Here is a 14,342-nt window from a genome sequence, read left to right on the forward strand (position 1 = left end):
CGCCATGCATCCGCGTTTAGAACTGCGCAACATCTGCAAGCGCTATCCGGGCGTCGTCGCCAATGACGACGTTTCATTGTCTATCCAGCCCGGCGAAATCCACGCTGTCTTGGGCGAGAATGGCGCAGGCAAATCCACCCTGATGAAGATCATCTATGGCGCGGCGCAGGCCGACTCCGGGGAAATCCATAGCGATGGTAATCCGATCGTCGCTCACAATCCGGCGGTATCCCGCGCGCTCGGCATCGAGATGGTCTACCAGCATTTCGCGCTGTTCGAATCCGTATCGGTGGTCGAGAACATCGCCCTGTCGACAAGCGCCGCGTTCCATCTGCCGACGCTTGCCGAAAAGATCCGCGACCTCTCCATGCGCTACGGCATGCCCATAGATCCGCATCGCCAGGTGCACGACCTGTCGGTTGGCGAGCGCCAGCGTGTGGAAATCGTGCGCTGCCTGCTGCAGGCGCCGAAACTCCTGATCCTCGACGAGCCGACTTCCGTGCTGACGCCTCAGGCAGTGGTCAAGCTGTTCGAGACGCTGCGGCAGCTCGCCGCCGAAGGCTGCAGCATCGTCTACATCAGCCACAAGCTGGACGAGGTGCAGGAGCTCTGCGACACCGCCACCGTGCTGCGCAACGGCAAGGTCACCGGCACCGCCCGCCCGAAAGAGACGACATCGCTGGAGCTTGCCCGCATGATGGTCGGTTCCAAGTTGCCTGAAATGCATGTCAGCCCGCCAAGCCCGAGCGACAAGCCGGTGCTCGAGGTCAACAACCTTTCGGTCTCGGCCCGAGACCATTTCGGCGTCGACCTGAAGGATGTGTCGTTCAATGTGCATGGCGGGGAAATCGTCGGCATTGCCGGCGTTTCCGGAAACGGCCAGGCCGAGCTGATCGCCCTGCTCAGCGGCGAACGCACCCATGACCGCGGCGACGCGATCAGGATTTGCGGCACCGACGCCGCCCGCCTGCGTGCCCACGAGCGCCGCAAGCTCGGCGTCGCCTTTGTTCCCGAAGAACGGCTCGGACGCGGTGCGGTGCCGTCGCACACGCTGTGGGAGAACGCCGTGCTGACCGCGCATCGCTTCGGCACGGTGCGCAACGGACTGGTGGATCGCCGCAAGGCCAAGGCTTTCGCCGCCGGCATCATCGACAGGTTCAAGGTCAAGGCCAATGGAGCGCAGTCGACCGCGCAAAGCCTGTCGGGCGGCAACCTGCAAAAGTTCATCGTCGGACGCGAGATCGCGCTCAAGCCAAAGCTGTTCCTGGTCTCGCAGCCGACCTGGGGTGTCGATGTCGGAGCATCCGCCTTCATCCGGCAGACCATCATCGATCTCAGCCGTGCCGGGGCAGCGGTGCTTGTCGTCTCCGAAGAACTCGACGAGTTGTTCGAGATCTGTGACCGGCTGCTGGTGATCTGCAAGGGAAAGGTATCACCGCCACTCATCCGCACGACAACCGACCGCGAGGAGGTCGGACTTCTGATGACCGGCCGGACAATGAACGAGCCGACATCGGCAAACGGGAGTGGCGATATTGCACTTCAGGATTGAACAAAGGCCGGAGCCATCCGCGCCGATGCGCATTGCCGCACCGATCCTGGCGACGATACTGACGGTCGTCGTCGGCTCGGTTTTCTTCGCGTCTCTGGGACATGACCCGCTGGCGACGCTCCATGCGTTCTTTGTCGAGCCGCTCAGTTCGATGAACGGACTGTCGGAATGGCTGCTCAAGGCCTCGCCGCTGATCCTGATCGCCTGCGGGCTGGCGGTCGGTTTTCGCGCCAATGTCTGGAACATCGGCGCAGAGGGTCAGTTCACGATGGGTGCGATTGCCGCCAGCGGCGTGGGGCTGTTCTGGCCAAATCCGGAGAGCATGCTGCTGTTGCCCCTGATGTTCCTGGCCGGCATGGGCGCCGGCATAGCATGGGCGGCCATTCCGGCCTTCCTGCGTGCCCGCATGAACACCAACGAAATCCTCGTCACCTTGATGATGACCTACATCGCCACGCTGTTCCTGTCCTATCTCGTGCACGGACCGTGGCGCGATCCGGCCGGTTTCAACTATCCACAGACGGCCCTCCTGCCGGCTGCCGCGATGCTCCCGTCCTTTGATCCGGCATACCGGCTCAATTCCTCGGTCTTCATCACCGTCGTCGCCGTCATCGCGATGTGGCTGTTCACCGACCGCAGTTTCCTCGGCTACAAGATGTCGGTGAGCGGCGCGGCACCGCTGGCCGCGCGGTATGCGGGGTTCCGTGAGTCGGCGGCGATCTGGATCGGCCTGCTGTCCGGCGGAGCAGCAGCCGGCATCGCCGGTATGGCGGAAGCTGCCGGACCGCTCGGCCAGCTCTCGCCACAGATATCGCCGGGTTATGGTTTCGCGGCCATCATCGTCGCCTTCATCGGACGGCTGAACGCCTTTGGCATCGTGCTCGGCGGGTTGCTGATGTCGCTGCTTTTCCTTGGCGGAGAAGGCGTGCAGATGACGCTTGGCCTGCCTTCGGCGCTGACGCGGATTTTCCAGGGCATCCTGCTGTTCTTCCTGCTCGCCGCCGACTTCTTCATCTTCTACCGCGTTCGCCTGGTCCGGGAGAAAGCCTGATGGATCTGTTCATTGCCATCTTCACCGGCACCGTCATTGCCGCGACGCCCCTGATCTTCGCCGCACTCGGCGAACTCGTGGTCGAAAAGTCAGGCGTTCTCAATCTCGGCATCGAAGGCATGATGCTGATGGGGGCAGCACTTGCGTTCTGGGCTGTCACCGCGGGCTTTTCCATGCCTGTCGCGATCATGGCCGGCGCGCTGGCCGGTGCTGCCGCATCGCTGCTGTTCGGCGTTCTGGCGCTGACCTTCCTGACCAATCAATACGCCGCCGGTCTGGCGCTGGCGATCTTCGGGTCAGGTGTTTCGGCCTTTCTCGGACGCGGTTTTGGCAGTTCCCCGATCGAAGCGCTGCATGGCGTCGACATCCCCTATCTGTCGGATATACCTTTCCTGGGGTCGATGCTGTTCCGCTTCGACCCGATGGTTTACCTGGCCTTGCTGATGTTCGCCGCGATCAGCTGGTTTCTCTACCGGACCAAGGCCGGGCTTATATTGCGCACGATCGGCGAGTCACCGCAGACGTCGCATGCGATCGGCTATCCGGTGATCAAGATCCGCTACATGGCCGTCCTGTTCGGCGGACTGATGGCCGGACTGGCGGGCGCCTATCTGTCGGTCGCCTACACACCGCTGTGGGTCGAGAACATGACCGCCGGCAAGGGCTGGATAGCGCTTGCGCTGGTGGTTTTCGCCACATGGCGGCCGCTGCGCATTCTGCTTGGCGCCTGGCTGTTCGGCGGCATGACGATCCTGCAGCTGCAAGGACAGGCGCTCGGGCTGGAAGTGCCGTCGGAACTGCTGTCGGCCCTGCCCTATCTGGCCACCATCATCGTGCTGGTCCTCATTTCGCGAAACCGCCAGATGCTCGCGCTGCATTTCCCGGCCTCGCTTGCAAAGCCCTTCCGCCCAGCGACCTGAACCAGGAACTATTCTCTGTTGTAGGATATGCCGAGCGCCACCGGCTGATGCGTGCGCTATCGCAACCCGGCCAGCAGCACCAGCGATGCCACATAGGGCAGCACAAGGAATATCTGATGGGGGACGGGTATCCCCACGACCATGTAGGCAACCACCGCACCGATCAGCATGGTGCCCTCGACAGCGATGTTCCAAATGCCCGCGCTGCGTGACGAGTTCGCTCATTGCCGAAAACAGCAGCGGTGTCGCAATGCGACCATCGACGCCAACAGGCTGATCAGCAGCGGTCCCTGCAAGAGCTCAAGCATGGACTTCTCTCCTCACGATCTGAAAGGCGCGTCGCGACTGAGAAAGACCAGCAGCATCAACTCTTCCATCGCCGACACCAGACCAGCAGGCGTGCCGCTCTTCAGCCGCATGTAGATCGTGCCGCCTTCCAGAGCGCGTCATCGCCATTGTCGACCAGCCAGGCGCCTTTGCCGCCAGCTTTGCGATAGGTCGAGGCGTTGCGCATTCGACAGCCCGGCCAAAAATAAGGCGATCCGCCTGCCGCGAGATGTCATGACAGTGGAGGTCAACAAGGTGCCGCCACGTCGATAACAGCCTTGATCAGACCGGACTTCTGCTGCGCCCAGATCGTGATGTCACGGGGGCTGTCACGCAGGGTCGTGCGGTGGGTGACGAGTTGATCGACCGGCATTTTTCCAGCGCGCATCGAGGCAATGACGTGCTGGAAATCGCCATGCGTCGCATTGCGACTGCCGATCAGCATCATTTCCCGGTTGTGAAACTCTGGATCGGAGAAGGTTATGTTGTCCTGCACGACGCTGACCATCACCATGACGCCGCCATGGGCTACATAGGCAAAGGCGGACTGCATCGAACGGCTGTTTCCCGTTGCGTCGAAGACGACATCGAAACCTGTTTTGGCGGTTCGCTCCGCTATCGTTTCGACGATCGATCCCTTCGAGCCGTCGATCACCAGGAAGCCCAATTGCCTAGCGGCAAAGGCCAGCCGCTCCGCGTCGATGTCCATGATGGTCACGTTGTGGCGCGCTATGTGTGCAAAAAGCGTGGTGCCGAGGCCGATCGGTCCGGCGCCGATAACCAAGGTGCGGTGCCCCGCCCCGCCATGGATCTGCGGACCGCGTGTGCGCCTGACGGAGATAGAAGCGCCACGCCGTTGAAGGGAGCCGACGCATCTCCTCAGAAATGCGTCGGCGCCAAAAGCCTACGTGTGGCGGATTTCCGTTCCCAGCACCTTCAAACATTCGCGGATGAATGCAGCAAGCGCCGTCCATCCCTTGGCCGAAACCATCGTCCCATCCACATAGGCATCGGTGGGAGATAGATCGATGTAAGTGCCGCCGGCAAGGGTCACCTCCGGCTCGCAAGCCGCGAGTGCTGCTACCTTCTTGCCGCGAACGACGCCGTCGACCGCGATCAAAATCTGGACGCCATGGCAGATCGTGAAGATCGGCTTCTTGGCGTCGTGGAAATGGCGCACGATCGCCTGCACGCGCTTGTCGGTGCGGATATACTCAGGGCCACGGCCGCCCGCGCAATAGACTGCGTGGTATTGGTCGAGCTGCTTCTCAGCGTCGGAAAACGTCTTGTTGATCAGCGCGTAATGGCCGAGCTTTTCGATATAGGTTTGGTCGCCCTCGAAGTCATGCAGCGAAGTCTTGATCAGGTCCCCAGCGTTCTTGTCTGGGCAGACCACATGGATAGTGTGACCGACGGCTTCCATCGCTTGCTGGTAGACGAAGATCTCGTATTCTTCGGTGAACTCACCGGTCAACATCAGTATCTTTTTGCCTGGCATGGCTCTTCCTCTCAGTGTTTTGGGCCAGGCAAGGCGCAGATCGCGCCCTGCCCTGCTGTGAAGTCTGGTTCGACGGTGCCCGGCGCGTCGCCAGAGGGCAGCGTGCTTCCTCCCTCTCCAGCGATATTGGCGGCAATGGACATCGGTTCCGGCCTCAATCGAATGCCGGAAGCAAGCGATCGCGCGAATGCTCGATGTGAACGCGCATCGCCTTTTGGGCGGCGTCGGGATCGGCCGAGCCGAACGCGGCGAGGATCGCCTCGTGTTCGTCGAGCGCCTCCTCGGTCACGCGGGCATGGTACATCAAGCGGAAGATATGGAAGTGGATATGCTGGTGACTCAACGTCTCGCGAATGAGTTCGTTTTCGGAAAACTCCATGATCTTGTCGTGGAAGATCGCGTCCTGCCGGGCGAAATTCGAATAGCGGAGGCGATCGTCCTTGCCTTCGCGCCGTGACATCACGCCGGCCGCTTCCAGCAAAGTGTTGAGCTTCGCTTCGTCCATGGCAGCGGCAGCTTTCGCCGCGGCATGCGGCTCAAGCAGAAGGCGCATCTCATACAATTCATCGAAACGGCGCCGGGTAATCTGGGGTGCCGCGCGGTAACCAATGAGATGCGTCTTGAGTACCAGGCCTTCGCCTTCGAGGCGGCCGAGCGCCTCGCGTATCGGCGTGTGCGAGACGTTGAATTCCTTGACCAGGCTATCGACGGTAATGCGGGAACCCGGCGCGATCTTCAGCGCCATCAGCTGCGCGAAGATCGCTTCGTAGACATCCTCGACCAGGCTGTTGGAGCGCTGGATGCGACCGCCGGCGGCGGTCGTTTCGGTCGTTTCGGTTAAGTCGGCGGTCTGCATCTTTTTGCCTCTTGACAGTGAGGACTGCTAACACGATGCTCCGGTCGATGCAATCCTATATCCTATACGATTTTAAAGCGGATATGTTTTGGACCGTCACATGGTGCCAAGCGCCTTTTGCGGAAGATGGCGGATCCGTCGCGATAGCCTTTCCAGTTTGAGCCGCCGTCAAAGGACAAAAGATCATCATGAGCCTCTTCGCCGCCCTCCGGCTTCCGCGTGAAATCCTTTTCGGCAAAGGCCAGCGTCATGTGCTGCCGACAGTCGCCAGCAGGTTCGGCCGGCGCGCGCTGGTCTGTACCGACGAGCGTTTCGCCGGCACCGCGGTGTTCGCGGAGATCGTCAAATCGCTCCAGGCTGCCTCGATTGAGGTGCTGGTGCATGACCGCGTCCTTCCCGACGTGCCGCGTGACACAGTCAGCATCTGCGTCGACGACGCGAAGGGGTTCCGGCCCGAGATGGTGATCGGCATCGGCGGCGGCAGCTGCCTCGATTTCGCCAAATGCGCCGCCTTGCTGCTCAGTCACGGCGGCAAACTCCAGGACTATTACGGTGAGTTCCAGGTTCCTGGCCCGACGCTGCCGCTGATCGCTGTGCCCACCACCGCGGGCACCGGCTCCGAAGTGACTCCGGTCGCGGTGATCTCCGATCCTGACCGGACGCTCAAGGTCGGCATATCGAGCCCGTATCTGATCGCTGCGGTTGCCTTGTGCGACCCCGAACTGACGATGACCTGTCCGCCAGGGCTGACCGCGATCGCCGGCGCCGACGCATTGACACACGCAATCGAGGCTTTCACCGCCATGCGGCGCGACGCGGACCCCGACCTGCCGCAAAAACACGTGTTCATAGGCAAGACCGCGCTGACCGATCATTTCGCGCTGCTGGCCATAAAGTTGCTGGGGCGCAGTCTGCAGAGAGCCTGCGCAGACGGCACTGACGCCGATGCGCGTGCCGATGTGATGATGGGCGCGTTGGCGGCAGGGTGTGCATTCGGTACCGCGGGTACTGCGGCGGCGCATGCCGTGCAGTATCCGGCCGGCGCGCTTACGCACACCGCGCACGGGTTGGGTGTGGCAACCATGATGCCCTACGTTATGACCTATAACAGGCGTGTGGCTGCCGCTGAAATGGCCGAGATCGGTGGAGCGCTTAGCCTTGAGGCCAAGGGGCGGAGCGCTGAGGAGATGGCGGACGCCACCATCGAGCAAATCCGGCAGCTATTCACGGCGATCGGCATCACGCCAACACTGGCGGATCTCGGCCTTCCCGCCGACAAGCTCGACTGGACCGCCGAGCAGGCGCTCGGCATCGACCGCCTGATCAAGAACAACCCGCGCCCCTTCGATCTCTCCGCCATGCGACGCCTTGTCCAGGCAGCTCATGGCGGCGACCTCGCCGCCTGCGCTATGTAACAACGGAACAAGACTATGAATTCGAATGCTCACCAGCTCGATCGGGACGGCTACGACGTGCGCGGCTTTTCGCATGGGCTTTACATCGACGGCAGATGGCGGCCGTCCTCCGATGGCCGGCTCATCGATGTCGTCGACCCCTCCTCCGGGGCGAAGATCGCGGCGGTTCCCGATGCGACGGTCGAGGATGCCACTGCTGCCGTCCAAGCCGCGGCCAAGGCGTCCAAAGGATGGCGGGAGACGCCGCCACGCAAGCGTTCGGAAATCCTCAGGCGCTGTTTCGAACTCATGGTCGAACGCTCTGACACACTGGCCATGCTGATCTCGCTGGAGAACGGCAAGGCCCTGCGCGACGCGCGCGGCGAGGTGGCGTACGCCGCCGAATTTTTCCGCTGGAACGCGGAAGAAGCGGTTCGTATCACCGGTGAGTTCGGGACCGCGCCGGCAGGCACCAACCGCATCGTGGTCGACTATGAGCCGATCGGCATCTGCGTACTCATCACGCCGTGGAATTTTCCGGCCGCGATGGCGACACGAAAGATCGCGCCGGCGCTGGCGGCGGGCTGTACGGTCATTCTGAAGCCCGCCAGTGAAACGCCGCTGACGGCCTATGCGCTCGCCGCGCTGTACAGCGAGGCCGGCGTGCCGGCCGGCGTCGTCAATGTGCTCACCACGACCAGCCCCGGTCCACTGACATCGGCCATGCTGGCCGATCCGCGCGTCAGGAAGCTTTCGTTCACCGGCTCTACCGGTGTTGGCCGAACCTTGCTCGGCGAGGCCGCCAAGCATGTGATCTCCTGTTCAATGGAACTCGGCGGCAATGCACCTTTCATTGTCTTCGACGATGCTGATCTCGATGCCGCGCTCAACGGCGCCATGATCGCAAAGATGCGCAATGCCGGCGAGGCGTGCACCGCCGCCAATCGCCTCTATGTGCAGTCGGGCATCCATGACGCGTTCGCCGACGGCCTTTCCAAACGCATGGCGGCGCTCAAGGTGGGAGCGGGCACAAATGCCGATACAGAGTGCGGACCGATGATCACGAAAAAGGCGGTCGACAAGATCGACCGCCTGGTCAAGGACGCGGTGGGTCGGGGAGCCAAGGTGCTTTGCGGCGGCTCGATTTCAGAAGGGGAAGGCTTTTTCTATCCTCCGACGGTGCTGTCGGAGGTATCGTTGGAAGCTGACATGGCGCATGAGGAGATCTTCGGGCCGGTAGCTCCCATCACCAGGTTCGAGACCGAGGAGGAGGCTGTCGCGCATGCCAATGACACGGAATATGGCCTTGCCGCGTACATTTATACGCGCGACGTGGGGCGCGGCATGCGGATAGCGTCGGGAATCGAGGCCGGCATGATAGGCCTCAACCGGGGACTGATGTCTGATCCAGCGGCGCCCTTCGGCGGCGTCAAACAAAGCGGCCTTGGCCGCGAGGGCGGCCAGCACCACGGCATCGCTGAATTCATGGAGGCGAAATATATCGCCGTTACCTTCTGATCGGGCATCCATGCAGAAAGACCCCTTCCGCACCCGCGACCACGTCGCCGACTTCGATGACATCGTGACCGACATCGTCGCCCGCAGCGCAGCGACGCGCGCGACACTGCCCATGGTGGCTAGTGTCGCCTATGGCAACGGCACAGCCGAGAGGCTCGACCTGTTCTTTCCGCCGGGAGAGCGCAAGAATCTTCCGGTTCATATGTTCATCCACGGCGGCTATTGGCGCATGTTTTCAAGGAGCGACTATTCCTATGTGGCGAACACAGTCACCAAAGCCGGTGCGATCGCGGTCATCGTCGATTATGCGCTGATGCCCGAGTTCAGGATGGCGGCAATCGTCGAGCAGGTCCGGCGTGCCAAACAATGGGTGCTGGATAATATCGGCGACCATGGCGGCGACCCCGGCCGGCTAAGCGTAAGCGGTCATTCGGCGGGCGCGCACCTGGCCACGTTCCTGTTCGAAAAGACGCCAATGCCATCATGCATCCGTGAAGCTCTGCTGTTGGGTGGTCTTTACGACCTGAAGCCCCTTCAGACATGCTTCCTCGAGCCACTAATCGGGATCACCGATGAGGAGACGACTGCCTTCACCCCAATGACGCGACGGCACGACCCAAAGACGGCAGTGACCATTCTCGTCGGAGAAGAGGAAACGCCGCCTTTTCACCAGCAAGCGGCCGATTTCAGCCTGCGATTGCGACAGCAGGGTTTGGCAGTTCACGACCTGTGCCTAAAACACCGAAACCATATGAACAGTGTAAGGGACCTCGGCGTCGCCGGCACGCAGGGCGGCGATTGCCTGATGGAGATGATAGTGCGTACGCGCGGCTAACGTGAGAGGGCCACTGGCACAGCGCTACCTGAACATCGCACTCGGAGTGCTTTAACGGCCCGATCCTCCCTCTGTCGCGGACAAATCCGGCGGACGAGAACTCGACTCGTCTCGTCCGACACCAGGCCTCTACTCGGCAGCCATAGCCAGTCGCAGGTCCGGTTGCTCCGTCGAAACCTCCTGGATCTCATCCGCAGTCGGCTTGATGCGGAACCACGCGGCGTATAGCGCTGGGAGGAAGAGCAGGATCAAAACCGTGCCGGCCGCCGTTCCGCCGATCAGCGTGTAAGCCATCGATCCCCAGAAGACGGAGTGCGTGAGGGGGATGAAGGCGAGCACGGCGGCAAGGGCCGTCAGGATCACCGGCCTCGTGCGTTGCACGGTGGCCTCGATGACGGCGTGATAGTCGTCAAGACCGGCAGCACGGTTCTCCTTGATCTGTTCCGTCAGGATCAGCGTATTGCGCATCAGGATGCCGGCCAGTCCTATGAGGCCCAGAATGGCGTTGAACCCGAAAGGCTGGTTGAAGGTGAGCAACATCGGCACGACGCCGACGAGGCCAAGCGGTGCCGTCAGCACGACCATGAACATCGTCGAGAAGGATCGTACCTGCAGCATGATGACGATCAGCATGGCGGCGATCATGGCCGGGAAGATCTTGCCCAAAGCAGTGTTGGCCTTGGTCGCCTCCTCGATTGATCCACCCATTTCGATGCGATAGCCGGCCGGAAGGGAAGCGATCAGCGGCTGCAGGGCCGTCATGATCTGCTTGGAGACCTCCGGAGGCTGCGTTGCCTCATTGATATCCGAGCGGACCGTGATGACCGGCAGACGATCGCGGCGCTTCAGGATCGGCTCTTCCAAGCGGACCTCCGAATGACCGATCTGGTCGAGTGGAATCTGGCGGCCGTCCCGGCTCATCAGCGAGAAATCCGCCAGACGCGACGGGTCCAGCCGCTCAGCCCCAGCGCTGCGCGCCACGATCGGGACATTGCGAATGTCCTCGCGGACCTGCGTGACGGGAATGCCGGTGAGGAGGAACTGGAGCTGCTGGGCCACCTCCGCAGGGGACAGCCCAATGAGGTTCAGCCGATCCTGGTCAGGGATGAAGCGCAGTACGGGCGTGCGGTTGCCCCAGTCGCGGTTGGCCTGCCGCACGTCCGGGACGCTCCGCATGATGTCGAGGGCCTTCTCGGAGATGCTGTAGAGTTGCGTGGCATCAGGCCCGATGACCCGGAACTCGACAGGGAACGGTGTGTAGGGTCCGAACACAAGCTGCGTGACACGCACATTGGCCTCGGGCGCAAGCCCCTGCGATACCGCCTCCCGGAGCCGGTGCTTCAGCGCCTCGCGCGCCTCCGCGTCCGGTGTCAGCACGACGATCTTGGCGAAGGCAGGATCAGGCAGTTCCGGCGCCATGGCGAAGAAGAAGCGCGGAGCGCCCTGACCGACGTAGCTGGTCACGATCTTGGCTTCGGGCTGGCCGTCCAGCCAATGCTCGAGCTTCTCCACTGTGGCGGTCGTGGTCTCGATGCTAGTGCCTTCCGGCAGACGAACCTCGACCAGCACTTCGGGGCGGTCGGATGTCGGGAAGAATTGCTGTTTCAGGCTGCCCATGCCGACAACCGAAAGCGCGAAAACGATGGCGACGACACCGCAGGTCACGAACTTGTGGCGCACGGCAAAGATGATGAGCCGCCGCAGGCGCCGATAGTTCGGCGTGTCGTATATGGCGTGAACGCCGCCTTCGACCGGTTTGATCGCGGGCAGCATCTTGACGCCGAGGTAGGGCGTGAAGACCACGGCGACAATCCAGGAGACGATGAGGGCGAACCCCACGACCCAGAAGATGTTGCCGGCGTACTCGCCGGCCGTCGAGCGTGCGAAGCCCACGGGCAGGAACCCAGCGATCGTCACGAGCGTTCCCGACAGCATCGGCGCCGCGGTATGGCTCCAGGCATAGGCCGCCGCCTTGATGCGATCCATGCCCTCTTCCATCTTCACCACCATCACCTCGATGGCGATGATGGCGTCGTCCACGAGAAGACCGAGCGCCAGGATGAGGGCGCCGAGCGTGATGCGATCGAAGAACCGGCCGGTCTCCAGCATGATGAGGAACACGGCGGCAAGCGTCAGCGGGACGGCGGCCGCCACGACGATGCCGACGCGCCAGCCCATGCTGAGCAGGCTGATCAGTAGCACGACACCGAGCGCCATCGCGAATTTCAACATGAACTCGTCGACCGCCGAGGTGATGTTGACGGCCTGGTCGGACACCTTGTCGAGCGTTATCCCAAGCGGCAATGTCCGTGCGATGGCCGCCGTCCTGTCCTCCAGCGCCTTGCCGAGCGCGCGACCGTCCCAACCCTCCTGCATGACGGCCGCGAGCATGATGGTGGGCTCGCCCTGGCGTCGGATGAGATAGGTGGGAGGGTCCTCGTAGCCGCGGCGGACCTCGGCAACGTCGGAAAGCTTCAGCGTCCGCCCCCCGGCAACGATCGGCGTGTCGGCGATAGCCTGGACACCGTCATAAGCGCCGTTGAGCCTGATGAAGACCTGCGGCCCCTGAGTATCGATCGAGCCCGCCGGCGTGACGGTGTTCTGCCTTTGCAAGGCCGCAACGATATCTTGTGCGGACACGCCGAGGGTTGCCAGCTTGGCATAGGAGAACTCGACGAATATCTGCTCCGGACGTTCACCTAGGATGTTGATCTTCTTGACGCCAGGCACGTGCAGAAGATCCTGGCGAATGGTCTCGGCCTGCCTGGCCAGCTCACGCATCGGCATGCCTTTGGCCTTCAGCGCATAAAGGGCGAAGCTCACATCCGAATATTCGTCGTTGACGAAGGGGCCGTAGACGCCGGGCGGCAGGTTGCGGGCTTCATCCCCGAGCTTCTTGCGGGCCTGGTAAAATTCTTCCTGCACGGCGGATGGCGGCGTGCTGTCCTTCAGCGTGACCGTCATATAGGCGTATCCCGGCCGCGTGGTCGTCTCGACCCGATCGTACCAGGTGAGCTCCTGAAGCCGCTTCTCCAACGGCTCGGCGACAAGGTCCTGCATCTCGCGGGCCGTCGCGCCCGGCCATGCCGTCGTGACCGTCAGGGTCTTGATGGTGAAGTTGGGATCCTCCGCCCGCCCGAGCATAAGGAACGCGTAGGCGCCAGCCGCCACGAGCAGGAGGATGAAGAACAGGGTGACGGCGCGTTCGCGAACGGCGATTGCTGAAAGATTGAGGTTCATTGTCAGTTGCTCCCGCTTTCGGAGGCAGTCCTGACGCGAGCGCCCTCCTGCAGGAGATGAGCGCCGAGCGAAACGACCGGATCTCCCATGTTCAGCCCGGAGACCACGGCGCTTTCGCTTGTCACACGAACAAGGCTGACGGGTCGGAAGTGTACGGTCGACGTGGCGCGATCCAGGGTCCAAACGCCGGTCTTGCCGCCATCATCGAGCACGGCTCCGAGCGGCACCTGGACTTCCGGCTGGTTCGCCTGGCTTGTGATCCGGATAGTCACGGTCGCGCCAAGCGGTGCTGCCGCGGCCTCCCCGTCGAGCACGTAGCGGGCCTCATAGGTACGGGTCTGGGGATCGGCGGCATCCGACAACTGCCGCAGATGTGCCGTGTGGCGCCCATCGGCTGCATAAACGGCGGCCTCGGCCACAGAACCGATCGCCGGCCGGATCGTTTCGGGAAGCGCGACCACCGCTTCACGGGGGCCGGCCTGGGCGATCCGAACCACTGTCTGACCGGCGGAGACGACCTGTCCCGGCTCGCCGATGGTTTCGACCACAGTTCCATCCGTGTCCGCCACCAGGACGGAATACGCCGCTTCGTTTTCCGCGACTTTCGCTTCCGCTTCGGCGGCGGCGAGTTGTGCGGTCGCGGTATCCAACGCGGCCTTCGCCTGCTCGTAGCGCTGCGGAGTTGCTGCTAATTCCTTCTTGACCAGAACGGCATAGCGCTTTTCGTCAGCGCTCGCCTGAACCAGCACGGCGCGTGCCGCGGCGACCGCATTGCGCTTGGCGGTGAGCGCGAGAGCCAGATCGGTGTCGTCGATACGCAGAAGCGGTTGGCCCGCCTTGACCCGTTCACCGACGTTCACCAAGCGCTCGATGATCTTGCCGGGTACGCGAAAACCAAGATTGCTCTGCACCCGCGCGGCAATCGTGCCCGTGAAGCCGCGTTCGGATCCAGCCACTGGCGCCGCCGTCACCAATCTGACGATCGGCGCTTCCTGCCTCGGATCCGCCACTGCGGCTGCCTGCGTGCGAACGGGCAGCGTGACGAATGCGGCCACCCCTAACCCAGCGGCCAGGATGCTGCCCAGCCCAATGACAAGTCGCTTTTTCATACCCATCGCCTCATGCCGAAATAGATTGCGTTCGAACTCTAT

Annotated in this window: 11 protein-coding genes and 1 pseudogene; 7 read left to right on the forward strand and 5 right to left on the reverse strand. The window is 62.5% G+C overall.

Annotated features, from left to right (window positions below):
• The first annotated feature begins 4 nt into the window (after positions 1-4).
• The 4 genes from NKI38_RS01905 to NKI38_RS01920 all read left to right on the forward strand — a co-directional run bounded on the left by NKI38_RS01905 (position 5) and on the right by NKI38_RS01920 (position 3,946).
• Positions 5-1,552, forward strand: a complete 1,548-nt coding sequence (locus tag NKI38_RS01905; protein WP_352654342.1) for an ABC transporter ATP-binding protein — start codon at positions 5-7, stop codon at positions 1,550-1,552.
• Positions 1,536-2,603, forward strand: coding sequence for an ABC transporter permease (locus NKI38_RS01910; protein ID WP_352654344.1), 1,068 nt, complete (start codon positions 1,536-1,538; stop codon positions 2,601-2,603). The genes NKI38_RS01905 and NKI38_RS01910 overlap by 17 nt, the downstream gene beginning before the upstream one ends.
• Positions 2,603-3,523, forward strand: coding sequence for an ABC transporter permease (locus NKI38_RS01915; RefSeq protein WP_352654346.1), 921 nt, complete (start codon positions 2,603-2,605; stop codon positions 3,521-3,523). Before NKI38_RS01910 ends, NKI38_RS01915 begins: the two co-directional genes overlap by 1 nt.
• A gap of 195 nt (positions 3,524-3,718) precedes the next feature.
• On the forward strand, positions 3,719-3,946 hold the full coding sequence (locus tag NKI38_RS01920) for a hypothetical protein (protein ID WP_352654348.1): 228 nt from the start codon (positions 3,719-3,721) through the stop codon (positions 3,944-3,946).
• Between the two features lie 151 nt (positions 3,947-4,097).
• Here the strand turns inward: NKI38_RS01920 and NKI38_RS01925 are convergent.
• From NKI38_RS01925 to NKI38_RS01935, 3 genes and pseudogenes are all read right to left on the reverse strand, one after another.
• Positions 4,098-4,681 (reverse strand): annotated as a pseudogene (locus NKI38_RS01925) (zinc-binding dehydrogenase); the annotation flags it as partial.
• A 73-nt stretch (positions 4,682-4,754) separates the two neighbouring features.
• Positions 4,755-5,348, reverse strand: coding sequence for a DJ-1/PfpI family protein (locus tag NKI38_RS01930; RefSeq protein ID WP_352654349.1), 594 nt, complete (start codon positions 5,346-5,348; stop codon positions 4,755-4,757).
• Between the two features lie 154 nt (positions 5,349-5,502).
• A complete protein-coding gene (locus tag NKI38_RS01935; protein ID WP_352629603.1) occupies positions 5,503-6,204 on the reverse strand; it encodes a GntR family transcriptional regulator in 702 nt (233 codons plus the stop codon).
• A gap of 188 nt (positions 6,205-6,392) precedes the next feature.
• On the opposite strand from NKI38_RS01935, the gene NKI38_RS01940 reads away from it, so the two are divergent.
• The 3 genes from NKI38_RS01940 to NKI38_RS01950 are packed head-to-tail and all read left to right on the forward strand — an operon-like array spanning position 6,393 to position 9,951.
• Positions 6,393-7,619, forward strand: coding sequence for an iron-containing alcohol dehydrogenase (locus NKI38_RS01940; RefSeq protein ID WP_352654351.1), 1,227 nt, complete (start codon positions 6,393-6,395; stop codon positions 7,617-7,619).
• Positions 7,620-7,634: 15 nt separating this feature from the next.
• Positions 7,635-9,116, forward strand: coding sequence for an NAD-dependent succinate-semialdehyde dehydrogenase (locus tag NKI38_RS01945; protein ID WP_352654353.1), 1,482 nt, complete (start codon positions 7,635-7,637; stop codon positions 9,114-9,116).
• Positions 9,117-9,126: 10 nt separating this feature from the next.
• Positions 9,127-9,951: an alpha/beta hydrolase gene (locus NKI38_RS01950; RefSeq protein WP_352654355.1), complete on the forward strand. Its 825-nt coding sequence runs from the start codon at positions 9,127-9,129 to the stop codon at positions 9,949-9,951.
• A 129-nt stretch (positions 9,952-10,080) separates the two neighbouring features.
• On the opposite strand, the gene NKI38_RS01955 is transcribed toward NKI38_RS01950, so the two are convergent.
• Both NKI38_RS01955 and NKI38_RS01960 read right to left on the reverse strand, forming a co-directional pair.
• Positions 10,081-13,191 carry an efflux RND transporter permease subunit gene (locus tag NKI38_RS01955; RefSeq protein WP_352654357.1) on the reverse strand — a complete coding sequence of 1,037 codons (3,111 nt, stop codon included), beginning with the start codon at positions 13,189-13,191 and terminating at the stop codon, positions 10,081-10,083.
• Between the two features lie 2 nt (positions 13,192-13,193).
• Positions 13,194-14,300, reverse strand: a complete 1,107-nt coding sequence (locus NKI38_RS01960; protein ID WP_352654359.1) for an efflux RND transporter periplasmic adaptor subunit — start codon at positions 14,298-14,300, stop codon at positions 13,194-13,196.
• Positions 14,301-14,342: the final 42 nt, after the last annotated feature.

Origin of the sequence: Mesorhizobium sp. M0621 (assembly GCF_040320745.1) — a bacterium.
GTDB lineage: Bacteria > Pseudomonadota > Alphaproteobacteria > Rhizobiales > Rhizobiaceae > Mesorhizobium.